Genomic DNA, 21,963 nt, shown 5'->3' with positions numbered 1-21,963 from the left:
CGGCTTCGAAAGTGCGTGCCAGGTCCTGCTCTTTGGGCGTCAGTTGGGTGGCTGCCCGAACAGAACACGAACTGCCAGACCCACTGAGCCGCAGTCGCGGATCAGAATCTCGTTGCGACCAAAATCCACGTCCTTCACGCGCAGCCGCACGCACTCCATCAGCCGCATTCCGGTGCCGTACAGCAGTCGAGCCATCAGGCCATGCACACCGTCCATGCGGCCCAACACGGCGCGCACCTCGGCGGGGGTGAGCACCACGGGCAGGCGCTGCGAAGGCTTGGCGCACGTCATGTTGTCCAGCCACGGCAACTGGATTTCCAGCACCTCGCGATAAAGAAACAACAGCGCCAACAGCGCCTGGTTCTGGGTCGAAGCCGCCACGCGCCCGTTCACGGTCCAAAAAACGTACTGTTCCTCGGTGCGGATGCTGTAGTGCTTTACCCGGATGCGCGCTCGAACTTGATCCAGCAGCCTGGGCGGCTGCGCATCAGGCACCCCAGCAGGTGTTCCGCCTACGACAGGCAAGGAGGTGCTCATCGAAAAACAACAGGTTGCAGGTTGGTGTGTAGATCCTGAATCCGTGACCTCAATCCCCGCATCACGACATGCCCGCCCAACCGCCGCCCCAAACTGAGATTTCTCGCACTTTTCCCGCCCAGCGGGCCGCGCGAAGACCCATCGGCGCTCACAAACACCCCGCACAAGGCGCTTGCAAGCCCATCTAACCGTGTTTTCGCCCGCTTTCGCCACCACCAGCGCAGCCTTAGCCCCGCAGAACCCCGCGTTTTTCGCAATCCGTGAGTTCGCTGAGCCCGATCTGACCCAGCCAGCAACCTTAAGCTGCCTTCATCTTGCCAAAGGCACGCTCAAACACCGCAAAGCCCGAGTCCGAGCCCGAGATGCCCAATGCCCAGCCCCGCGCATGGCTGATGACGCGCGCGGCCTTGTACATCAGCTCTTGCATCACGGTCTTGATGCGCCGGCGCAGTGCGGTCTTGCGCATCGGGCTGTCGCTCTCGTGCAGCGTGTACTGCCCCACGATGCGCAGCAGGTTCATGGCCAGCGCCGCCAGCGAGCACACCAGATGGTTGGTGGCAAACTTGCCCGAGGGCAGTCGGTTCAAGTCCATGTCGGTCTTGAACTCGGCATGAAACTGCTCGTGCGTGGCATGGTCTCGGTACAGGGTGATGACTTGCTCATGCGTGACTTCTGGCCCCAGCGTGGTGCTCCAGCCTTCCAGCACGTACTCGGGAAAGAGCAAGGGCTGGCCCCGCTTGTCCAGCGTGCGCTCGGTCAGACGATAGACGCGGCGCAGGGTGCGGCTGCCTCCTTGGGGCACTTGCACGGCAGGCAGTGCTTCGCTCCACAGACACTCGCGCTTGCCGGCTCGGATCTGGTTCCAGACGGTGCTGACATCGGCGCAGCGCTGGGCGGCAATTTGCTCCACCGGCGCCGAGCGTGGGTTCCATTTGATCAGCAGATCGACGGCTCGCCCCAGCTTGTCCGCTTGTTCCAGTGTGCGCGCCATCAGGTGCTGCGAGCAAAAGCCCGAGTCGGCGCGCAGCAGCAAAGGCGCTTGGGCCACCGCACAGGCGGAGCCGAGTGCCCGCTCGATGTTGTATTCGCTCTCGCGCGCGCTGTGCTGGCTGCCCGCTCGCAGATCGAGCTCCAGACAGTAGCCGCGTGTGCCCAAGTACAAGGCGATGGGGCAGTAGCCATCGACGCCGGCGTAGGTGTAGGAGACGCCTTCTTTGGCGCTGTCGCTCTGATCCATGACGAAGGTGTCGATGTCCAGTGGCAGGTGGCCGCTGGGCAGGGTGCCGAAGTCGATCGCTGCACCATCGATGTGCAGGCCCAGCAGGGCGCGGTTGATCGAGTCGGCCAGTTCGCTCCACTCGCAGCCCATGGCGTCGAAGCGCTGGCGCAAGGTGGCGCTGGAGGGCACGGCGCGCAGGCCCAAGGCTTGGTGGGCAAAGCGCTGCTTGCGAAAGGCTTCGACGGCTTCGAAGTCGTTCTTGCCCAAGGTGAGCATGGCTACGTAGCACTTGAGGATGTCGCTGTTGGCGATGCCAGCACGCACCGGGTACTTGGGGTCCACCATCGCTGGCAGGTTGATGCGCTTGAACAAGCGCCCCACCAAGGCCAAGCCACCGTGGCTGCTCAGGTCGTAGGGCAGCTTCTTGACAACGAACTCGACTGGGTCAGTCATTTGCGGCGCTTGCACCTAGTGGGTGCGCGTTTGTTTGTGGATAGTTCGTTGATTATAATAGAAAAACATGGGGTTTGCGGGACTCAGGTCACGGATTCAGGTAACATCTACCTGAATCCGTGACCTCAAGCCAAAATCCCCCCGATTGCCCCTTGAAATCAACGACTTGATCCGCATGTGGGTGTCACCCAGCGGGTGCAGGAAGAACGCATGACGGATCCGGTAGATTTTGTGGTCAAGAAGCTGCCCTATGATTTGAGCAGCCACGGCGGTTTGGCCTTGGTCGGGCGCTTGTTCAAGCGCATCAACCTGAGCGCCATGGTAGACCCGCAGTACCCGGTGCGCGGCGGTATCGCCAACAGCGACATCATCAAGTGCTACCTGGGCTTGCTCACCCTGGGCAAGAACGACTTCGAGGCGGTCAAAGGCTTGCGCAGTCAGCGCTTTGCGCACCAGGCGCTGGGCCTGCGCGCCGTGCCATCGAGCGCCACACTGCGCCAGCGCTTCGATGCCATGGGGTGCGACTGGAGCGAGCTGGTCGATCGGATCAACCGCGCCGTGCTGGGCCTGCGCATCAACGGCGCGCCCATCGACTTTGGTGCCCTGCCAACTGGCCACCTGCCGCTGGACATTGACACCTTCGTCATGGATCAGAGCGACAGCGCCAAAGAAGGCGTGTCCTGGACCTACGCCGGGGTGCAGGGCTACTGCCCCATTGCGCTCTACCTGGGCACACGCGGCTACTGCCTGGAGCTGGAGCTGCGCGCGGGCAGCCAGCACAGCGCCAGCGAGAGCGAATACAACATCGAACGCGCCCTGCGCACGGCCTGTGCGGTGAGCGCAGCGCCCTTGCTGCTCAGAGCCGACTCGGGCTTTTGCTCGCAGCACCTGATGGCGCAGACGCTGCAGCAAGCGGCCCGGCTGGGACGCCCAGTCGATGTGCTGATCAAGTGGAACCCGCGCAGCGCGCCGGTGGAGCGCATCGCCACGCAGCGCTGCGCCGATGCGGGCACGGCCTGGACGCCGCTGCGGCCAGGCAAGCGCGAGTGCCTGTGGAGCGAAGCGCTCGAGGCGCTTGAGGTCAGTAGCGGGCACAGCCGCGCCTTGCGCTGCGTCTACCGGCTGACCGAGCGCACCCTGGACAAGCGCGGCCAGCCGCTGCTCTTGCCCGAGTATGTGCTCGAAGGCTGGAGCACCACGCTCGGGCCTGAGGTGAGCGACGAGCAGGTCGTGGCGCTGTACCGCGACCATGCCACGCACGAGCAGTTCCATGCCGAGTTCAAGACCGACATGGACTTGAACCGCCTGCCTTCGGGCAAGTTTGCCACCAACCACTTGGTGTGTGCGCTGGCGGCGGTGGCAATGAACCTGTTGCGCCTTGTGGGGCAGCACACGCTGCACGAGGGCGACAGCCCGCTGCGCAAGGCGGCGTTGCGTCGGCGCCTCAAGACGGTGATGCAGGAGATGATGTTCAAGGCCGCGCGCATCATCCGCCACGCCCGGCGCTGGGTGCTGGGAATCTCGGGGGCCGATTCGGGCTTTGCGGTGTTTGAGCGCGCACACGCCAAGTTCAAGGCGGCGTAGCTCCCTCAACTGCCCGAACGGGCCATCAACCGGGCCAGCGAGCGCACGGATGCGACAACACGCAGGCGGCTGCGGGCACTGGGCTGCGCCGCTGGCAGCCAACGCAGTACGAATCACCCCTGCAGCACGGGCGAGCGCAGCGTCGCGCCCGCAAAATCGAGGCTGCACCCCCCGATCTGGCCAAGATCGGACACGAAATCTTGATTCCGGCAGCAATGGCGTGCTCATGGGGTGCGAACGGGAATTGAGGTCACGGATTCAGGTCTACGTTAGATCGTGGCGTAAAACTTGGGTGCCGCTGCTTGACTTCGTGGCGGTTTCTCGGTGCGGTGTGGGCAGGGCACTCGTCCGCTGCTTCTTCGGCTGTCGATCTGCTGGGTTCGCGTTGCGCTGGTTGTCCATGTCCCTGTATCATCTAACACTGCGCTTATGCGGGACGCGCCTTCGGCGCGCCCCTTAGCTCAGGAGTCTGGCCGCAAGAGAGATTTTTTCCTAAAGGTGGAGAAATCAATGAGCCGTATCTGGCATTCCTTGTTGGCTGTCGTTGTTTTGGCCTCGCTAATCATTGAGATTGCGCTCTTGTTGGGGTACGGTCAAGATGTCAACACGGGTCAGACTGGTTACCATCCGGATCTGACAACGAGATTCGTGAATTTTTTTGGTTATATCACGATCCAAAGCAATTTGCTCGTGCTTTTCACGGCCATTAGCCTCGTTCTCGACCCACAGAGAGATGGACGGATATGGCGTGTGCTCAGGCTGGCCTCTCTGCTCGGGATTACCGTAACGGGGGTTGTGTACGTTACATTGCTTTCCGACATAGAACACCACCAGGGGGTAAGCGCCTGGGCCAACGCTGGGCTTCACTATTTCGCACCTCTTTGGACAATACTTGGCTGGCTCCTGTTCGGTCCAAGGCCAAGGATTGATTGGCGTACAATCGGGCTGACGTTCCTGTGGCCCGTGGCCTGGTTGGCTTACACTCTGATTCGGGGTGCCTTTACCGGCAGCTACCCGTATCCCTTCATGGATGTCACTGCACTTGGCTACGAGGCAGTTTTGGCGAACATCGCTGTCATTCTGTCACTGGCATTCGTTCTGTCAGTAGTATTTATGGCAACAGACCGTCATTTGCCTCGTCGTGGCACTACCTAACAATTCATTCAAGCCGACGCCGCTTTGTGGAGCGGCTTAATTCAGGTGTTAGGCGTCTTACACCCACGCGCTCGAACGCATCGCAATCGCCCACGTCATGAAATCTGGTCTGCGCTGCTATGTATGCGGAAGCCCCGCAACTGGAATGGAGCACATCCCGCCGCGCTCGTTCTTCCCGCGCGGCGGAGGCCTGCAACTGAAGGCGATTCCTTCATGCGCAGAACACAACAACGCAAAGTCGAACGACGATCAATACGTCTTAGCCCAGATCTGCATCGGCGCCTCCACGGGAGAGGGTCTCGCAAGGAAGATCTTCATGCGCTCAATCGCACCGCAGTTGTCTCGCAGCCCGGCCTTTCGTGAGGTCCTTGCGGCCGGATCAGAGACCTTGCCCGATGGAAGTCGGCGTTACCGCGTTGACATGGCACGCCTGGACAACTTTTTCAATCACTTGGCCGCTGGCATCTTCTTTGATCGGTACGGGCGATCACTCAACCGGGCTACGCATAGTTTCGGACATGTCTATCTTGATCTTCATGACGACGATCCCGAGGAGGACCAGAAGCGCCGAATGGTCGCAATGATGCTCGGACACCTCTTCGCCGGCTTCAAGGATCAGATCGCGCACTACGAAGCAGACAAGATTGACGAGACTGTCTACATGAATCGAATCATGGATCCGGCTGGGCCGGATGCTTCAGTAGCGATCGTCCACACCTTCTATGGCGTATTCGACGTAGCTACGTTCCTGACCCGACAAGTAGAAGACACCTAACATGACGGTCAACCGGACGCGCTACGGCAAGGCACCCTGGCCGCGATGCACCCGCTGCCAATCTTGCGCCTCGCGGCCAGGGCGCCTCGCCTCCGCGCGCCGGTTACCTCAACCCTGAATCCGTGCCCCCACCCAGCCACCCCCTCCTTCCAGGCCAAGCAGCATGATCCTGCCTCCCCCTGAGCCCAGCGCAGCGCGTCTGCCCGCTCACTTTTTGAGCAAACGGCATCACACGGGTGGATTTTTGCTGCCCAATACAGCCCCAAACTGCCCAGATACGCCCAGTTTGGGGGCACCTGCGCGCGTACAGACGTGTCTGCTCCTTGCTGGCGCGTTTGCGCGCAGCCTCAGAACGGTTCGATGCGGCTCGGTGTGCCGCTCAAGGGCTGGCAGCGCGCAGCAGCCGCTGCTGCAGCGCGGCAAACACGCGCACATGGTCGGCAAAGGTGCAGCCAAAGTCCAGCACCAGGCGGCGCGCGTGCGCCACAAACCGGGCCGCGCGGTACATCACCTCCTGCAACACCGTCTTGATGCGCCGGCGCTTGGCTGGGTGGCGTATGGGAGCAAGCTCGCCCGTGAGCCCCAACTGCCCGATCAGGCGCAGGCAGTTGTAGGCAAAGGCACCCAGGTGCAACAAGGCATCGTTGGTGGCAAACTTGCCCGAGGGCAGGCGCTCCAGATCCAGGTCGGACTTGATCTCGGAGTGAAACTGCTCGTGCGCGCCGTGGTAGCGGTAGTGCTCGATCACCGCCTCGGGCGCCAGCGTCAGGCTCGTCCACCAGCCTTCGAGTTCGATCTGCGGCATGAGCAGATGCTGGCCCTTGCGGTCTATGGTGCGCTCGGTGACGCGCACAATCAGCCGCAGCGCACGCCTGTCCTGGCCCCAGGCGCGCTCGCGCGTCAGATCGAGCACGGCCACGCGCTTGCCCGCGCGCAGTTGCTCAAACGCCCCCGCTTGTTCGGCCTGCGCCACCCAGGCGGCCTTGTCCTGGCGTCTGGGGTTCCACTTGCAAATGAACTCCAGCACCCGATCCTGCGCCATCCAGCGCTGGCGCTGGGCGAGCTTGGCCAGCAGCAGGCGCGCGCTGTCAAAGCCGCTGTCTTCGACCATCAGGAGCGCCTGAGCGCTGGGCACCAAGCGCTGCAGCCGGGCAAAGGCGCGCTCGTAGAAGTACTCGGTATCGAGCGCCGAATGGTGGCTGCCCGCACGCAGCTCGAGCCCGACGTTCCAGCCTTCGTTGCCCAGGTAGCCGGCAATCGGGCAGTAGCCATCCACACCCTGGTAGGTGCGGCTGACGTGCTCTTTCTTGCTGTCGCTGTTGTTCATGACAAAGGTGTCGACCTCAAAGCGCACAAAGCCCTTGTGGGGCGTGATGGGTGCCTGCGTGCGCTCGAGCAGCCGCGTGCTGAGCTCGTCGAGCAGCTCGCGCAAGGCTTCGGCCTTGACATCGAGGCGCTGGCGCATCCAGACGCTGCTGGGTACTTTGGACAGGCCCAGGGCTTGCTTGAAGAAGCGATCGCCCCGAAACGGCTCTATGGCTTCAAAGTCGCTCTTGCCCAGGCTGAGCAAGCCGGTCAGGGCCTTGACCATGTCGGAGGTCTTCATGCCCTGCGACACCGGCAACTGCGGGTCGACCACCAGATCGACTTGCGCCGCCTCGCAACACTGCCCAATCAGGGCCAGACCGGAGTAAGAGGTCAGCGTGTGCTGGGCCGATTGACGTACCTGAAACTGCGGCATGTTCGCTTGGGTGAAACCACTACAGCGCAGATTATCTCACAAAATCATGGAGTTGAGATAGGAAGTGGGGGTGTGGGGCACGGATTTAGGTCAACGTTAGATCGTGGCGGGGAAAACTTGGGCACCGTTGCTCGACTTCGTGGCGGTTGCTTGGCGCACAGCGGGCAGGGTTTCCGTCTGCTGCTTCTTCGGCTGCCGGTCTGCTGGGTTCGCGTTGCGCTGGTAGCTCAAGTGCCTGTATCATCTAACACTGCGCTCCAGCAGGACGCGCCTTCGGCGCGCCCCTGAGCTTTGGCGTTATGCAATACCACCGAGAGGCGTGAGGTATGGAGTTTGAATGGGACCCGCCGAAGGCTGCAGGCAATGTCCGCAAACATGGCGTGACGTTTGACGAGGCTGCAACGGTGTTTCTCGATGAACTTGCAGTGTCCGGTTCTGATCCTGATCATTCCGTGGGCGAGGCTCGGTACATCACGTTTAGCGCATCGAGTTTGGGTCGGTTGCTTGCGGTCTCACACACGCACCGCTCAGGTACAATGCGCATCATCAGTGCACGGCGCGTTACGCGCGCTGAAAGGAAGATTTATGAAGAAGGCTGAAGCAGAAATGCGCGCAGAGTACAAGCGTTCCGACTTTGTGAAGTTGGAGCGCGGGAAGTTCTTCAAGGAAGCGTCGAAGGGAACATCTGTGGCTCTAATTGAGCCCAAGCTGGCGAAGGCGTTTCCTACATCGGAAGCGGTCAACGAAGCACTTCGCGGCTTGCTCGCGCTGGCAGACGAAACAGCCCGCATAACAGGTCGCTCAAAGCGGGCCACCCGCAAGCGGGTGGCCGTTTAGCGACGGCGTTTTAGCAACGACAATGAAAGTTCGGGGGAATGATCCAGGCACGAGGTGACCCCCATATCAGGGGAGGCAAATCGTCATGAGCCTGCGCCTTCGCGATGTCACGGACGATGACCTGCCGCTTATCGAGCAGTGGCTCCATGCCGATCACGTGCGCAGCGCTTGGGGTGACCCCGGCGCAAACCTCCGGCTGTTGAATGAACCGCCAGCCGATGGGAGTTGGCGGGCTATCATCGAGGTGGATGGCCGTGGAGTCGGGATCGTGCTGTGGCAGCACCCCACGTACGAGGAACTCGCCGTGGCTGGCCTGGCCGATATTCCGACGAGCGCGATCGACATCGACATCATGATCGGCGAACCCGATGCGCTGGGACGCGGGCTGGGGTCGGATGCGATCAACCTGGTTGCCGAGGTCGCGTTGTCCGACCCGACGGTGCCGTTCGTGATGGCCTGCGCCCGGTGGGACAATCTGGCCTCGCAGCGGGCTTTTGCCAAGGCGGGCTTCCACAAGGACAGGGAATTCGACGACGTCCCGAACGGGCTACACGTGCTCATGGTGCGTCGGCGTCAGAAAGGGCAGGTTGTATGAATCAAGCCGGACCTCGCTTCTGGAAGATCTTTTTCGAGGTTTACGAAAACCTGCCCCGTCAGGGGCCCGGCAACCGCGCGTGCGCCAGCAGGGCCCTTGGTCTGTGCCACGACCTTGGCGAATGCCCCGTGATTCTCGACTTGGGGTGTGGTGTCGGGGGACAAACCCTGCAGCTCGCTGAGCTGACGTCAGGCTCCATCGTGGCCATCGACAGCCATGCGCCGAGCATCGAACGGTTGAAGGCGGTCGTTGCAGAGCGTGGGCTTGCGCAACGCGTCCGTGCCATGGTTGGGAACATGGCTTGCCCGGAGCAGCCGTTCGGGGTTTTCGACCTCATCTGGTCGGAAGGCGCGCTATACAACATCGGGCTTCGGGATGCCCTTCGCGTCTGCCATGGCTTGCTGCGACCTGGCGGCTATCTGGCTTTTACCGATGCGATTTGGCGCCGGGAGAACCCGCCGCCTGCGGTCAAGGCCGTGTTCGATATGGATTATCCGACCATGGGATGGCTGGATGACGATATTGCAGCGATCCAGGATTGCGGATTCGAACTCGTCGGACACTTCACCCTGCCTGATGAGGCGTGGTGGGGCGATTTCTATACCCCCATGGAAACGCGCATCACCGAGTTGCGCAGCAAATACGCCGGCGATGCTGAGGCCTTGGCCATCCTTGACCAGCTCGCCGAGGAGCCCCTGTTGCACCGCCGCTATTCAGACTTCTATGCCTATGAGTTCTTCGTGGCACGCCGCCCCTCGGAAACGCGGAGCGCACAATGGAACGAAGCGCTTGAACAACGCACTCCTTTGGACGCGAACAAGCTGCGCCCCTGAGCTTGAGCGTTGGATCGCGGCGCAAAACTTGGCCACCGTCACTCGGACCGCGCCCTAACACCCCGCCCACACCTCCCGCGCCGCCGCCACCGTGGCCTCGATGTCGGCCTCGGTGTGCGCCGCGCTCACAAAGCCGGCTTCGTAGAGTGCGGGGGCGAAATAGACGCCGCGCTCGAGCATGGCGTGGAAGAAGCGGTTGAAGCGCGCGCTGTCGGTTTTCATGACGCTGGCGTAGTCCTGCGGCAGCTGCTCGAGCAAAAAGAAGCCGAACATGCCGCCTTCGCTGTCGGTGCAAAAGGGCACGCCGGCTTGGGCGGCGGCTTGGGCCAGGCCGGCGGTCAGGCTGCGCGTGCGCGCGCTCAGGGCCTCGAAGAAGCCGGGGCGCTGCAGTTCGCGCAGGGTGGCCAGGCCGCAGGCGGTGGCCACCGGGTTGCCGCTCAGGGTGCCGGCCTGATAGACCGCGCCCAGCGGCGCCAGTTGCTCCATGATGGCGCGCTTGCCGCCAAAAGCGGCCAGTGGCATGCCGCCGCCGATCACCTTGCCCAGCACCGTGAGGTCGGGCTCGAAACCGGGGATGTGCTGCGCGTACAGGCTTTGCGCGCCGCCCAGCGCCACCCGAAAGCCAGTCATGACCTCGTCGAAAGCCAGCAGCGCGCCGTGCTGGGTGCACAGTTCGCGGCAGCGGCGCATGAAGGGCACGCTGGCGCGCACGAAGTTCATGTTGCCCGCAATCGGCTCGATCATCAAGCAGGCGATCTCGTGCCCGTGCGCGGCGAAGGCGGCTTCGAGCTGGGGCAGGTTGTTGTACTCGAGCACCAGGGTGTGCTGCACCACCTCGGGCGGCACGCCGGCGCTAGTGGGGTGGCCGAAGGTGGCCAGGCCCGATCCGGCCTTGACCAGCAGCGCGTCGGCGTGGCCGTGGTAGCAGCCTTCGAACTTGATGATTTTGCTGCGCCCGGTGGCGCCGCGCGCGAGCCGGATGGTGCTCATGCCGGCTTCGGTGCCCGAGTCTCACCAGGCGCAGCATCTCGATGCTGGGCAGCAGTTTGACGATCTCTTCGGCGAGCTCGATTTCGCGCTCGGTCGGGGCGCCGAAGCTGAAACCGTCGAGGGCGGCGCGCTGCACTGCCTCGAGCACCGCCGGGTGGCCGTGGCCCAGGATCATCGGGCCCCAGGAGCCGATGTAGTCGATGTAGCGCTGGCCGTTGGCGTCCCAGAAGTGGGCGCCTTGGGCGCGCTGCACGAAGCGCGGCGTGCCGCCCACGGCCTTGAAGGCGCGCACGGGCGAGTTGACGCCGCCGGGGATGAGCTGGCGCGCGCGCTGCAGCAGGGCGAGGTTGCGGTCGGTGGCTTGCATGAATGGGGCAAAAGGTCAGTGGGTGCGGGAGGGGGTGGGGAAGCCTTCGAGCTGTTGCGCCGGGCCGGCTGCGGGGTCGTCGGGGCCCGCTGCGCCTTCGGGGGGTTCGTCATCATCCAGGGCCCAGAACAGGCGGTTGGGGATGGCGTGGCCCATGCCGGGCTGAAAACCGGCCACCAGGCATTGGTCGAGGTAGGTGAGGGCTTCGGCGCAGGCGGCTTGCAGATCGGTGTCGCCGGCCAGCAGCGCGCACAGCACCGCCGACAGGGTGTCGCCGGCGCCGCTGAAGGTGGCGTCGAAGCGCTCGAAGCGGGCGCTGGCCAGCAGCGTTTCGGGGGCCGCCAGGTGGCTCTCGAGGTAGAGGTCGGGGGCGTTGAAGCCGGTGACCAGGGTGTAGGGCACGCCGTGCACGGCGGCGGCGGCGGCGATTTCGCGCGCCAAGGGGGGGCGATCGTGGGCCCAGTCGGGCAGCAGCCAGCGGCTCAGGGTGTGGTGGTTGCCCACCAGCACGCTGGTTTGCGGCAGCACGCGCTCGGCCAGCGCGTCGAGGTAGTTCTCGCGCTCCACTTCGTCCCACCAGGTGAGGTCGGGCAGGTAGCAGACCACGGGGATGTGGGCGTAGTCGCTCAGCAGCTCGGCGATGGTGCCGAGGTTGTCGGCATTGCCCACGAAACCGACCTTGATCGCCTGCGGCGTGATGTCTTCGAGCACGCAGCGGGCTTGGTCGTCGATCAGCTCGTCGTCGAGCGCGATGTGGTGGTGGATGCTGCGCGTGTCGCGCACGTAGCAGCCGGTGGCGATGGCCAGCACGTGGCACGATGCGCTGGACATGGCGGTGAGGTCGGCCGACAGGCCGCCGGCGCCGCTGGGGTCGTTGGCGTTGAAGGTGAGCACGCAGGGCAGGCTGGCATGGGCTGCGGCCTCGGGGGGGGCGGCTGGAGGCGCAGGGGGAGGCAAAACGGAGCTCATGCAGGGCGGCTGGGTCGCGGTGGGCAGCAGGGGTTTGTGGGTGCAGGCGGCGCTGGCTACAATGTCTTCATTCTATGTCAAGCATTTTTCAACCATGAGCGCCCACAAAACTTGGATGTGCCTGATCTGCGGCTGGGTTTACGACGAAGAGGCCGGCGCACCCGAGCACAATTTGCCCCCCGGCACGCGCTGGGAAGATGTGCCCATGAACTGGACCTGCCCCGAGTGCGGCGGGCGCAAGGAAGACTTTGAAATGGTGGCCCTGTGAGGGCGCTGGGGCTGCGCTGCGACCGGCCCTGAGCCACGGTTGAAGGGCGGGCCATGCAGCAAAGCTTCACAAAACCTTGCAAGGTGCTGGTGGTGGACGACAGCCTGACCGTGCGCCTGAGCGCCCAACGGTTTTTGCGCGAGGGCGGCCACGAGGTGCTGCTGGCCGAGGACGGCTACCAGGCGCTGGCGCTGTTGCACGATTTCATGCCCGATCTGGTGTTTTGCGACATCCTGATGCCGCGCCTCGATGGTTACCAGACTTGCGCCATCATTCGCCGCAATGCGCGCTTTGCCCATGTGCCGGTGCTGATGCTGTCGTCCAAAGACGGCGTGTTTGATTTGGCCCGCGGCCGTCTGGCGGGTGCCCAGGATCATTTGGGCAAACCCTTTGGCCGCGAGCAGTTGCTGCAGGCGGTGCAGCAACACGTGCTGCGCTCGCCCGCCGTGCCTTGAAAATGATGTCCCTGCCATGGTTCAAAACATCCTGCTGATCGACGACTCGCGCACCGAACTGCTGCACCTGAGCAAGCTGCTGGTGAGCCATGGCTACCGGGTTCGAACCGCCCAAAACGCCGATCTGGCGCTGCAGGAGCTGGCGGCGCAGTTGCCCGACCTGATTCTGATGGACGTGGTGATGCCGGGCACCAACGGTTTTGCCCTCACACGCCATTTGGCGCGCCACCCCCAATATGGGCAGGTGCCGGTATTCATATGTTCCAGCAAGAACCTGGAGACGGATCGGGTCTGGGGCTTGCGCCAAGGCGCACGCGACTATTTCACCAAGCCGATAGACGCCCAGTTGCTGCTGGCGCGCATCGCGGCACTGAGCTGAAACGCAACGGCAGCCGCCCCCATGAATGCTTCCAGCCGCCCCAGCCGTGAATCTTACGCCGCCGAACTGGCGCGCAAGCTGGCCGAGTCGGGCCAGCGCAGTGCGCAAGCGGGGTGGTTGGCGCTGGGTTGGCGGGGGGCGCACGCCTTGGTGCCGCTGGCCCATGCGGGCGAGATTTTTACCCCCACGCCCCTGCAGCGCCTGCCCCAGAGCCAAGCCTGGGTGTGCGGCGTGGCGGCTCTGCGGGGCAACATCTTGCTGGTCTTTGATTGGGCGCAGCTGCTCGGTGGTGCCGTCGCGGCGCCGGCCGCGCCGGCTGCGCTCGAAACGGCGGGTCAGTACTGGGTGGCCTTGAATCCGGCCTTGGGCGTTGGTGCCGCGCTGTGTGCCGACCACTTGCTGGGTCTGCGTGACGAACAGGGTTTGGAGTTTGGGCCGGCCATCGACCAGCCGCCTGGAGTGCATCGACTGGCGCGCGATGCGCAAGGGCAGCAATGGCTGGAGCTCGATCTGCCGGCAATCTGCGGCCGAGCGGCGTTTCAGAATCTGCTGTTGCCGGGATTTTCTCGCTCCGAAGCCACCTTGACCCCCATTTAGCGAAGGTCGTCCATGTTTGCGTTGTTGCGTCGTTTGTTCCCTGCCAAGGCCGGCGGTGCGCCGACCGAGCCGGTCGCTGCCGCCACGCAGGGTGCAAACCCCGGCGACGGCGCGGCGCTCGACTCTGCCCTGACCCCCGAACGCCCTGGGAACGAGGTTGCCGAGGTGACGGCGGTGGTGGATCTGTCGTGGTGGGGCGCGAGCCACTGGTGGGTGTATTTGATGCTGTCGCTGATGCTGATGGTGCTGGCGGCGCTGCAGGGCTGGTATGACCCGCCGTGGGCGCTGCCGCACAATCTGCCCCAGGGTGCATGGAGTGTGATCGCGGCCGGGTTCGGTTTTGCGTCGGTGGTGTGCGCCCTTGCCATGATGGCGCAACTGCAGCGCGCGGCCTTGACGCAACAAGAGGCCTTGATCAAATCCGAGACGCTGGCGCGTGCCCAGGAGCAGGAAACGCGGCGCGTCAACGACGCCACGCAGGCCGCCATCTTGCGCCTGATGAACGAGCTCCAGCGCGTGGCCGAGGGCGACCTGACGCAGCAAGCCACGGTGAGCGAGGACGTGACCGGGGCCATCGCGGATACGGTCAACTACACGGTCGAGGAACTGCGCAGCCTGGTGGCGCAGGTGCAGCGCACCACGGAACGGGTGGGCGAGACCACGGCGCGGGTCGAAAGCGCTTCCAACAAGCTGCTGGCGGCGTCGTCTGAGCAATTGCACGAAATTCGCCAAACCTCGCAGTCGGTGCTCGACATGGCGGTGCGCATCGGTCGCGTGTCGCAGCAGACACAGGGCGCGGCGGCAGCGGCGCAGCAATCGCGGCTGGCGGCCGAATCCGGCTCGCGCGCGGTGCACGAGGCGATCGAGGGCATGAACCGCATTCGCCTGCAGATGCAGGAAACCTCGAAGCGCATCAAACGGCTGGGCGAGTCCACGCAAGAGATCGGCGAAATCACCGAACTGATCGACGACCTGACCGAGCAGACGCAGGTGCTGGCGCTCAATGCCGCCATTCAGGCGGCCGCAGCGGGCGAGGCGGGGCGCGGCTTTGCGGTGGTGGCCGAGGAAGTGCAGCGCTTGGCCGAGCGCAGCGCCGATGCCACCAGCCAGATCGCAGCGCGGGTGCGCGCCATTCAGGCCGATACCCAGGACGCGGTGCAGGCCATGGAGGGTTCGACGCGCGAAGTGGTCGAAGGCACGAAGCGCTCCGACAATGTGGGAGCGGCGCTGGCCGAGATCGATCGCCTGTCGCTGCAGGTGGCGGATTTGATTGCCCAGATCGCCACCACCGCGACCCACGAAGCGCAACAGGCGGGCGCGGTGGCCAAGCAGATTCAACACGGCTTCCTGGTCACCGAGCAAGCCAGCGAGGGCACGCGCGCCACGGTGCAGCAGCTGCGCGAATTGGCGCAACTGGCCGATGAATTGCGCTTGTCGGTGACCCGTTTCACGATTGACTGAGCCCAGGGCAGCCCATGACCGCAGCCTCGAGCGCGCCCCAGATCGCCCCCCCTGTCGCCCCATCCAGCGCCGCCATGCACCCCAACCCGCACCGTGCGCATGACGCCGGACCGCAGACCTTTGCCCCGCTCGAGGCGGGCGGCATGGGGCCCTTGGGCTGGGTGTTCGAGGAGTTGCGCCAGTGCCTGCAAGAGGCCGATGCCACGCTGTTGCGCTTCGTTGCCGACAACGTGGTGGCGCGCAGTGGCGATCTGGCCGAGGTCGATACCAGCGAGCTGCGGCTGCTCAGCCAGCGCCTGCATCAGGCGGTGGGGGCGCTGGAATTGGTCGAGTTGGCCGCAGCGGCCCAGACCTTGCGCGCCTTGGAAGCGGTGGTGGGCAAGCTGATCGCCAAGCCTGCCCTGGCCACCGAGGCGGCGGCAGCCGCCGTCAGCGCTGGTTGCCGGGTGGTGCTGGATTTTCTCTGGCGCGAACTGCGCCAGCGCCCGGTGTCGGCGCAAGCGCTGTTCCCAACCTACCAGGCCTGGCAGCAGCTGGCCGGGGCGGCGCGCATCCACCCGGCCGATTTGTGGCCCTGCGAGCTGCGCACCGTGCCCCTGCCCGCCGGGCCGGCCCTGAGCCCCGAGCCGGCGCTGCGCGCCCGGCTCGAGCGCCATGTGCTGGCGCTGGTCAAGAACCGCGACGCCACGGCTGCGGCGGCTTTGGTGCCCTTGGCCGCTGGCTTGGCGCGTGGCGCCGCGGGGCCCGAAGCGGCGCAGTATTGGCTGGCTGCGGCGGCCTGCTTTGAGGCCATGGCCGAGGGCTGCCTGCCCGATGCCCTCTACGTCAAGCGGGCCGTGACCGGTGTGCTGACGCAATACAACGCCTTGGCCCAAGGCCGTTTTGAGCCGTGGGCGCGCCAGACCCACGAGCTGCTGTACCTGATGGCCCACCTGCCAGCGACGGCCATAGGGCCAGACTGGGTGCATGCCCAAGCCATTCGGCAGGCCTATGGCTGGCAGCCGCCAGACCTGGTGGTGCAGGCAGAGCCGAGCCTGGGGCAGGGCGATTCGATGCGGCTGGCCCAAGCGCAGTCGGCGCTGCTTGCGGCCCAGCGCGCTTGGGAGCGCTGGAGCGCCGGCGATGGCAGTGCCCCGGTCGGCCCGACTTTGCAGCGCTTGGGCCACAGCCTCGATGCCCTGTGGCCGGGGGTGCCCGATGCCGCAGCCGCCAACTGGCGCCGCGTCTGCTCCGATCTGGCCCAAAGCCTGCGCCCCGACGCCGCCGCTTGGCCGGCCGGGCTGGCGCTGGAAGTGTGCAGCACGCTGTTGTGCCTGGGTGCCGAGCTCGACGACTTTGATGCGCAGCCATCGTCCCCCGGCCTGCACGCGCCCGAGCCACCCCACAGCGCCAGTGCACGCCAGCGCCTGCAGGACCTGAGGCAGCGGCTGCACGCCAGCACCCAAGGGCTGGCGCTGCCCCCCGCGCCCGCCTGGATGAGCGAGCGCTACCGCCGCTTCAGCGAGCGCCAGAGCCAGGCCGCACTGTATGGGCAGATGCGCAACGAATTGAACGAGCTCGAGCGTGCGCTCGAGGCTTGGCTGCGGGCCAGGCAAAGCGCCCCGACAGCCCTGCCCGATGAGGCGATCTGGCCGCGCTTCGATGCGCTGCAAAAAATTGCCGAGTGGCTGGACTTGACGCCTGCGGTTTCGACCTTGGCGGCGATGCGGCGTTGGTTCTGGGCCTTGGAGTCGGGCCACCTGGAAACGGCCGTGGCTTCCCAGCGGCCAGAGCGGGAATCGGCCCAGTGGCTGGCCGACAACTTTTCGGCCCTGGGCCTGCTGCTGGAAGCCATGGCGCAGCAAACCGGGCAGGCCAGCGAGGCGTTTGCCTTCGACCCCGCAACCGAGCGCCTGCAGGCCTTGCGCCCGCTGGCCTCAGCGGCCACCGCAGTCCCCCAATCCGCCGCGGCGCTGGGCGGTGCCAGCGGCGCCAGTGCCGACACCAGCCCGGCCTCGGAGTCGCCCGAGTCCGACGAGATGTTGGAGGTGTTCTGGGCCGAGGCGCGGGCGCTGCAGCAGCAAATCATGCAATCCTTGGCGGCGCTGCGGCTGCAGCCCGACAGCGCACCCGACCTGCTGGCCGTGCGCCGCGCCTTTCACACCCTCAAGGGCAGCGCGCGCATGGTCGGCCTGACGCCGGTGGGCCAACTGGCTTGGGGCATGGAGCAGGTGCTCAACACCTGGCTGGCCGATCGCCTCCCGGCCACGCCCGATCTGTTGCAGCAGTGCACAACCGCGCTGGAGCGCATCGTCGAGGCCTCGTTGCCGCTCCAGGCACCGCCCGATCCCGAACGGGTGCCGGTGCTGCGCGACGCGTTGCAATGGCCGCCCGTGCTCGACCAAGCGCTCAAAGAGGTCGGGCCGCTGCGCGTCGAACTCGATCTGTTCAATGTGTTTTTGGCCGAGGCCGACGACTGGTCGCGCCGACTGCTGCAAGGCCTCGAGGAGCCGCAGCGCTCTGCAGGCCCGCCGCTCTTCGAATGGGCGCATGCGCTTGCCGGCGGGGCCGCCACCGTGGGCCACGAGGGTTTGGCGCAGTTGGCGCGCGCCCTGGAGCACGCGCTCGAGCGCTGGCACCGAGACGGCGGCGCCACCGGCGCACAGCCGCAGGTGCAGGCGGTGCTGATCGAAGCGGCGCAGCAGGTACAGGGCATCCTGCACCAATTTGCCGCCGGTGTGTTGCGCAACCCCCTGCCCGAGACCTTGGCTGCCCTGGCCGGCTTGGCCCCGCTGGACGAGGCGCAGTCGGTTGCGTGGTCGCTGGAGGCGGCAGCGCCTGTGGCCGAGCCCAGCACGCTGGCGCCCCCGCTGCAACCCCGTGCCCTGCCCGAGCCCGAGCCCGAGCCCGCTCCCGGGCCCCCGAGCGACCTTGTGCTCGACCCCGAGATTTTGGCCGTTTTCGACGACGAGGCCCAGCAGTTGCTGCCCCAGCTCGGTGCCGCCCTGCGCCAGTGGCAGGCCCGTCCGCAGCACGGCGCGGCGCGCAGCGAGTTGTTGCGCCACCTGCACACCTTCAAGGGCAGCGCCCGGCTGGCGGGCGCCATGCAGTTGGGCGAGCGGCTGCACCAATTCGAAAGCCAAGTGCTGGCGCTGCCCGAGGTGCCCGAGTCCGCCGCCCTGGACGCGCTGCAGCCCGAGCTGGAACAGGTCGAAACCGAGCTGACCCAGCTGCGCCGCCGCAGCGCCCAAGCCAGCGCCCAGGCCAGCGCCCAGGCCAGCGCCCAGGCCAGCGCCCAAGCCAGCGCCCAGACTGGTGCTGCGCCTGCGCACCAGCCCAGCCACACCGGGCTTCGGGTCCCGACCGAGATGCCCCAACCCACTGCGGCGGTCGGCACCCTGAGGGTGCGCACCGACTGGCTCGACCGGCTCGTCTTGCACGCCGCCGATCTCAGTCTGAGCCGCACGCGCATCGAATCCGATTTGCTGGGGGTGCGCCGCTCGCTGCAAGACATGGCCACCAACGTGGCCCGTCTGCGCAACCAGTTGCGCGAGCTCGAGCTGCAGACCGAGTCGCAAAGGTCGCCCACCGAGGTGCCGGCGGCGTCTCCCGACCCGCGCTTCGACCCGCTGGAGCTCGACCGCTACACCCGTTCCCAAGAGCTCACGCGCCTGATGGCCGAAGCGGTCAACGACGTGGCCGCGGTGCAGCACCAGTTGCAGCGGGCGATGCAGGCCGCAGAAGGCAATCTGGCCGCTCAGACGCGCCAGACCCGCGATTTGCAGCGCGATCTGTTGCGCAGCCGCTTGGTGGCTTTTGATTCATTGACCGAGCGCCTGCAGCGCAGCGTGCGGCTGGCGGCCGAGGACTGTGGCAAATCGGCCGAGCTGCAGCTGGAGCATGGCGAACTCGAGCTCGAACGCAGCGTACTCGAGCGGCTGCTTCCGGTGCTCGAGCACTTGTTGCGCAACGCCGTGGCGCACGGCCTGGAATCTGACCTGCAGCGCCACCAGCTGGGCAAGCCGCTGCCCGGCCGGGTGTCGATTGCGCTGCAAGCGCACGACAAAGACCTCTCCATCACCGTGAGCGACGACGGCGCCGGGCTCGACAGCGAGCGCATACGCCAGCGCGCCGTCGCCTTGGGGTTGCAGCCGCAGGCGGGGCAATGGAGCCTGGAGCAGGCCCAGCGGCTGGTCTTTGCGGTGGGCCTGAGCACGGCGGACGAGGTGACCGAAGTGGCTGGGCGCGGCATCGGGCTCGATGCCGTGCGCAGCGAGGTGCGGGCGTTGGGTGGCCGCGTCGATTGCCTGGCGCCCCCAGCGGGCGGTTGCGCGTTTCGGCTTTGGTTGCCGCGCAGCAGCAGCTTTAGCCAGGTGCAGATGTTGCGCGTGGGCGATTTTGTGTTTGGCGTGCCGACCGACTTGGTGGTGCAGGTTCACCAGGTGCAGGCCCCGGCCCTCACCGCTGCCTATGCCGGTGCCCGCTGGCCCAGCGAGGCGGCCGGGCCGATCCCGTTTCACTGGGCCGGGGCGCTGCTGGCCTTGTCGGCCGAGAGCACGGACGAGTCTTCGCAGCAGGTGCGGCAGTGGCAGGTGGTGGAGTTCTACAGCGCCGGTCAGCGCGTGGCGTGGCATGTGGACAAGGTGCTGGAGGCGCAAGAGGTGGTGCTCAAGCCCCTGGGGCCGCCGCTGGTGGGCCTGCCGGGTTTGGCCGGGGCCACGGCATTGGCCTCGGGCGCCGTGTGCCTGATCTACAACCCGGTCGCCCTGACGGCGCTGTGCGCCGAGGCGGCGCGCCAGTGGGTGCGCCAGCAACGCGCCGGCGCCACCGGTGCAGCGGCGGCGCAGACTGCCCCCGCCGGCTCGGCTGCGACGCCGCTGGTGCTGGTGGTGGACGACTCGATCACGGTGCGCCGCGTCACCCAGCGTTTGCTGCAGCGCGAGGGCTACCGGGTGGCGCTGGCCAGCGACGGCGTGCAAGCCTTGCAACGGCTGGCCGCCGAGCGGCCGGCGGTGATGCTGTGCGACATCGAAATGCCGCGCATGGACGGGTTCGAATTGCTGCATCAAATGCGCCTGGACCCGCGCTGGGCCGATTTGCCGACCATCATGATCACCTCGCGCTCGGCCGACAAACACCGCCAGCACGCGCGCAGCCTGGGGGTGGAGCATTACCTGGGCAAGCCCTATGCCGAACCCGAATTGCTGGCCTTGGTGCAGGAGGCCTGTGCGCGCAGCACCCAGCCCTAGGCCCTAGGCCCTAGGTTGCGGTGCGCGCCACGGCGTAGCGCGCCAGCGTGTGCGTGCGCGCCTCGAAGTGGTCCACCAGCGGCGCCGGGTAGTTGCGCCCCAGCACCACGCCGGCTGCGGCCAGATCGGGGGACGGTGCGCGCCAAGGTGCGTGCAGCAGCGCGTCGGGCAGGCGGGCCAGTTGCGGCAGGTAGCGCCGGATGAACTTGCCCTGGGGGTCGAACCGTTCGCTTTGCAAAATCGGGTTGAAGATGCGAAAGTAGGGTTGCGCGTCGCAGCCGCTGGAAGCGCACCACTGCCAGCCGCCGTTGTTGGCGGCGAGGTCGAAGTCGATCAAATGATCGGCAAAGTAGCGCTCGCCCCAGCGCCAGTCCAGCCCCAGGTCCTTGCACAAAAAGCTGGCGGCCACCATGCGCAGGCGGTTGTGCATGTAGCCGCTCTGGTTGAGCTGGTGCATGGCCGCATCGACCAGCGGGTAGCCGGTCTGGCCCGCGCACCAGGCGGCAAAGTGGGCTTGCGCCGTTTTGCCGTGCTCCCAGCGGATGCGGTCGTAAGCGGGCTTGAAGGCGCGTTCGGCCACGTGCGGAAAGTGGGCCAGTATCTGCTGGTAGAACTCGCGCCAGATCAGCTCGCTCAGCCAGGTGCTGGCGCCGGCCACCCCTTGCTGCTGCAGTTCGTGCGCCAGCCGCACCGCTTGGCGGATGCTCAGGGTGCCAAAGCGCAGGTGCACGCTCAGGTAGCTGGGGCCCTTGAGGGCGGGGAAGTCGCGCGTTTGGCCGTAATGCCCGATGCGTGCCAGGAAATCTTCCAGCAGCGCCAGCGCGCCGCGGCTGCCGGTGCGGATTTTGAGCTCGCGCAGGTTGCTGGGCACGAAGCCGAGCGCCTCCAGCGGCGGCACCCCGGTTGCCAGGCCGGGTGGGCAGGGCGCCAGCGCGTCGGCAAAGCGCTCCACGGGGTGCGGCTGCGTGTGGCTCGGGCTGAGCGCCTGCAGCCAGGCTTTTTTGTAGGGCGTGAAGACGGTGAAGGCGTGCCCGCTTTGGTTGAGGATTTCGTGGCGCTCGAACACCACCTGGTCTTTGTAGGTGTGCAGCAACACGCCCGCGTGCGCCAGCGCGCCGCGCACCTGGGCATCGCGGGTCAGGGCGGCGGGCTCGTGGTCGTGGTTGGCGTACACCGCCTGCACGCCCAGTTGCGCCGCCAGGCGCGGGAGGTGCTCGATGGCGCGGCCGTGGCCCACCAGCAGTCCCACGCCTTCGGTGCCGTTGCTGCGCCCGAGCGCGCGCAGCTGTTCGTCGAGGTCGATGAGCGACTCGTGGATGAACTCGACGCGCCGATCCGCCTGCAGGCCGCGCTCGAGCAGCGGCTGCAAGATGTCGGTGTCGAACACAAAAACGCACCAGACGCGCTGGCACTGGCGCAGCGCCTGGCAGAGCGCGGCGTGGTCGTGGCTGCGCAGGTCGCGGCGCAACCAGACCAGACCGCTGGGATAGGTTTTGGGGGCAAGGGTCATGGGTGGGCGC

At 66.0% G+C, this 21,963-nt stretch carries 17 protein-coding genes and 2 pseudogenes; 13 read left to right on the top strand and 6 right to left on the bottom strand.

The window, feature by feature from the left end:
- Positions 1-39: 39 nt before the first annotated feature.
- Together AAAZ40_RS10940 and AAAZ40_RS10935 are read right to left on the bottom strand one after the other, a co-directional pair.
- A complete protein-coding gene (locus AAAZ40_RS10940; RefSeq protein ID WP_476660396.1) occupies positions 40-537 on the bottom strand; it encodes a tyrosine-type recombinase/integrase in 498 nt (165 codons plus the stop codon).
- Between the two features lie 298 nt (positions 538-835).
- Positions 836-2,209 (bottom strand): IS1380 family transposase, encoded by a 1,374-nt coding sequence (locus tag AAAZ40_RS10935; RefSeq protein ID WP_476660395.1) that lies wholly within the window; start codon positions 2,207-2,209, stop codon positions 836-838.
- Positions 2,210-2,386: 177 nt separating this feature from the next.
- Between AAAZ40_RS10935 and AAAZ40_RS10930 the strand changes: the two genes are divergently transcribed.
- The 3 genes from AAAZ40_RS10930 to AAAZ40_RS10920 all read left to right on the top strand — a co-directional run bounded on the left by AAAZ40_RS10930 (position 2,387) and on the right by AAAZ40_RS10920 (position 5,723).
- A complete protein-coding gene (locus AAAZ40_RS10930; RefSeq protein ID WP_476660394.1) occupies positions 2,387-3,793 on the top strand; it encodes an IS1380 family transposase in 1,407 nt (468 codons plus the stop codon).
- A 510-nt stretch (positions 3,794-4,303) separates the two neighbouring features.
- The gene (locus AAAZ40_RS10925; RefSeq protein ID WP_476660393.1) at positions 4,304-4,948 is read left to right on the top strand and encodes a Pr6Pr family membrane protein; all 645 of its coding nucleotides are present in this window, start codon (positions 4,304-4,306) and stop codon (positions 4,946-4,948) included.
- Positions 4,949-5,093: 145 nt separating this feature from the next.
- Positions 5,094-5,723, top strand: coding sequence for a hypothetical protein (locus tag AAAZ40_RS10920; RefSeq protein ID WP_476660392.1), 630 nt, complete (start codon positions 5,094-5,096; stop codon positions 5,721-5,723).
- A 379-nt stretch (positions 5,724-6,102) separates the two neighbouring features.
- On the opposite strand, the gene AAAZ40_RS10915 is transcribed toward AAAZ40_RS10920, so the two are convergent.
- Complete coding sequence (locus AAAZ40_RS10915; protein WP_476659730.1) at positions 6,103-7,464, bottom strand: IS1380 family transposase; 1,362 nt, start codon at positions 7,462-7,464, stop codon at positions 6,103-6,105.
- 326 nt (positions 7,465-7,790) lie between these two features.
- Between AAAZ40_RS10915 and AAAZ40_RS10910 the strand changes: the two genes are divergently transcribed.
- The 4 genes from AAAZ40_RS10910 to AAAZ40_RS10895 all read left to right on the top strand — a co-directional run bounded on the left by AAAZ40_RS10910 (position 7,791) and on the right by AAAZ40_RS10895 (position 9,729).
- A complete protein-coding gene (locus AAAZ40_RS10910; protein WP_476660391.1) occupies positions 7,791-8,063 on the top strand; it encodes a BrnT family toxin in 273 nt (90 codons plus the stop codon).
- Positions 8,050-8,301 carry a hypothetical protein gene (locus AAAZ40_RS10905; protein ID WP_476660390.1) on the top strand — a complete coding sequence of 84 codons (252 nt, stop codon included), beginning with the start codon at positions 8,050-8,052 and terminating at the stop codon, positions 8,299-8,301. The genes AAAZ40_RS10910 and AAAZ40_RS10905 overlap by 14 nt, the downstream gene beginning before the upstream one ends.
- Positions 8,302-8,386: 85 nt before the next feature.
- Positions 8,387-8,896 (top strand): GNAT family N-acetyltransferase, encoded by a 510-nt coding sequence (locus AAAZ40_RS10900; protein WP_476660389.1) that lies wholly within the window; start codon positions 8,387-8,389, stop codon positions 8,894-8,896.
- Positions 8,893-9,729 carry a class I SAM-dependent methyltransferase gene (locus AAAZ40_RS10895; protein WP_476660388.1) on the top strand — a complete coding sequence of 279 codons (837 nt, stop codon included), beginning with the start codon at positions 8,893-8,895 and terminating at the stop codon, positions 9,727-9,729. Before AAAZ40_RS10900 ends, AAAZ40_RS10895 begins: the two co-directional genes overlap by 4 nt.
- Before the next feature lie 54 nt (positions 9,730-9,783).
- Here the strand turns inward: AAAZ40_RS10895 and hemL are convergent.
- Both hemL and thiD read right to left on the bottom strand, forming a co-directional pair.
- Positions 9,784-11,086, bottom strand: a pseudogene (gene hemL, locus AAAZ40_RS10890) (glutamate-1-semialdehyde 2,1-aminomutase).
- Between the two features lie 15 nt (positions 11,087-11,101).
- Complete coding sequence (gene thiD / locus AAAZ40_RS10885; RefSeq protein WP_476660387.1) at positions 11,102-12,055, bottom strand: bifunctional hydroxymethylpyrimidine kinase/phosphomethylpyrimidine kinase; 954 nt, start codon at positions 12,053-12,055, stop codon at positions 11,102-11,104.
- A 94-nt stretch (positions 12,056-12,149) separates the two neighbouring features.
- On the opposite strand from thiD, the gene AAAZ40_RS10880 reads away from it, so the two are divergent.
- The 6 genes and pseudogenes from AAAZ40_RS10880 (at position 12,150) to AAAZ40_RS10855 (ending at position 20,443) form a co-directional block, all read left to right on the top strand.
- Positions 12,150-12,323 carry a rubredoxin gene (locus AAAZ40_RS10880; RefSeq protein WP_476660386.1) on the top strand — a complete coding sequence of 58 codons (174 nt, stop codon included), beginning with the start codon at positions 12,150-12,152 and terminating at the stop codon, positions 12,321-12,323.
- Positions 12,324-12,376: 53 nt separating this feature from the next.
- On the top strand, positions 12,377-12,778 hold the full coding sequence (locus tag AAAZ40_RS10875) for a response regulator (protein WP_476660385.1): 402 nt from the start codon (positions 12,377-12,379) through the stop codon (positions 12,776-12,778).
- Positions 12,779-12,794: 16 nt separating this feature from the next.
- On the top strand, positions 12,795-13,157 hold the full coding sequence (locus AAAZ40_RS10870) for a response regulator (protein WP_476660384.1): 363 nt from the start codon (positions 12,795-12,797) through the stop codon (positions 13,155-13,157).
- A gap of 21 nt (positions 13,158-13,178) precedes the next feature.
- Complete coding sequence (locus AAAZ40_RS10865; protein WP_476660383.1) at positions 13,179-13,754, top strand: chemotaxis protein CheW; 576 nt, start codon at positions 13,179-13,181, stop codon at positions 13,752-13,754.
- 432 nt (positions 13,755-14,186) lie between these two features.
- Positions 14,187-15,215 (top strand): annotated as a pseudogene (locus tag AAAZ40_RS10860) (methyl-accepting chemotaxis protein); the annotation flags it as partial.
- Positions 15,216-15,229: 14 nt separating this feature from the next.
- Complete coding sequence (locus AAAZ40_RS10855) at positions 15,230-20,443, top strand: hybrid sensor histidine kinase/response regulator (protein WP_476660382.1); 5,214 nt, start codon at positions 15,230-15,232, stop codon at positions 20,441-20,443.
- A 10-nt stretch (positions 20,444-20,453) separates the two neighbouring features.
- On the opposite strand, the gene AAAZ40_RS10850 is transcribed toward AAAZ40_RS10855, so the two are convergent.
- Positions 20,454-21,953, bottom strand: coding sequence for a cryptochrome/photolyase family protein (locus AAAZ40_RS10850; protein ID WP_476660381.1), 1,500 nt, complete (start codon positions 21,951-21,953; stop codon positions 20,454-20,456).
- Positions 21,954-21,963 lie beyond the last annotated feature (10 nt).

This window comes from Serpentinimonas sp. SMBJO2, assembly GCF_056341105.1.
Note: the sequence above shows the minus strand (reverse complement) of the source record. Positions and strands in the feature narration are given on the sequence as shown.